This is a genomic window from Streptococcus sp. GMD1S (assembly GCF_000296875.1).
Lineage (GTDB): Bacteria > Bacillota > Bacilli > Lactobacillales > Streptococcaceae > Streptococcus.
In genome coordinates this window covers 1-1,491 of the sequence record NZ_AJQY01000131.1, presented here as the reverse complement: position 1 = coordinate 1,491, position 1,491 = coordinate 1, and the positions used below count along the sequence as shown (strand labels likewise).

The 1,491-nt window shown below is 41.9% G+C and carries 1 protein-coding gene; it reads left to right on the top strand.

The genetic code is table 11. The features are described from left to right. On the top strand, positions 1-1,491 hold a 1,491-nt coding region (locus GMD1S_RS07640; protein WP_000319727.1), incomplete at both ends, for a Spy0128 family protein.

Below are 1,491 nucleotides of genomic sequence, written 5' to 3'. Positions count from 1 at the left end.
ACAGTTAAAGTGAATGTAGTAGATAACGGTCAAGGTCAATTGGTTGCGACTGTAGATGAAGCAGAACGTGTCTTCACTAACACTTATAAAGCCGCTGAAACAAAAGCTACTATCAAGGCTACTAAAGTCTTGGAAGGTAAAGCTCTAGAAGCTGGTAAATACGAATTCGAACTTAAAGAAGGTGACGAAGTCGTCGCAACAGCCAAAAACGCTGCAGACGGTTCTGTTACTTTCGAAGCTATCAAGTACGCAGCAGCAGGTGACCACACTTACACTATCACTGAAAAAGAAGGTAGCGAAGCAGGTGTAACTTACGATAAATCTACTCACAATGTAACAGTAAAAGTTACAGATAATGGACAAGGAAAACTTGTTGCAGATGTAAAAGACAACAATCCAACCTTCACCAACACTTATAAAGCAGCTAAAACAAGTGCAACGATCACAGCTACTAAAGTCTTGGATGGTAAGGCCCTTGAAGCTGGTAAATACGAATTCGAACTTAAAGAAGGTGACGAAGTCGTTGCGACAGCTAAAAACGCTGCCGACGGTACTGTGACTTTCGAAGATATCAAGTACGCAGCAGCAGGCAACCACACATACACTATCACTGAAAAAGCAGGTAGCGAAGCAGGTGTGACATACGACACTGCTAAACATGAAGTGACAGTAAACGTTACAGATAACGGGCAAGGTCAACTTGTTGCAGCTGTTACAGGTAACAATCCAACCTTCACCAACACTTATAAAGCAACTTCAACAACAGCTACTATCACGGCCACTAAAGTCTTGAATGGTAAAGCTCTAGAAGCTGGTAAATACGAGTTTGAACTTAAAGAAGGTGACAAAGTCGTTGCGACAGCTAAAAACGCTGCCGACGGTACTGTGACTTTCGAAGCTATCGAATACGCAGCAGCAGGTAACCACACATACACTATCACTGAAAAAGCAGGTAGCGAAGCAGGTGTGACATACGATACTGCTAAACACGAAGTTAAGGTAGCAGTTGTTGATAACGGACAAGGTCAACTTGTTGCGACTGTAACTGACAACAACCCAACCTTCACAAACACTTACAAAGCAGCTTCAACAACTGTTAACATCACGGCTAAGAAAGTCTTGAATGGTAAAGCTCTAGAAGCTGGTAAATATGAGTTTGAACTTAAAGAAGGTGACAAAGTAATCGGAACAGCGACAAACGCTGTAGACGGTACAGTTGCTTTCGCAGGTATTGAGTACAAAGAAGCTGGTGAGCACACTTATACTATCTCTGAAAAAGCAGGTAGCGAAGCAGGTGTGACATATGACACTGCTACACATAAAGTGACTGTTAAAGTTGTTGATAACGGTGCAGGCAAACTTGTTGCGACTGTAACTGACAACAACCCAACCTTCACCAACACTTATGTTGCGTCTTCAACACAAGTAATTTTCTCAGCTAAGAAAGTCTTGAAAGGTGATAAAGAGCTTGTAAAAGGTCAATTTAAGTTT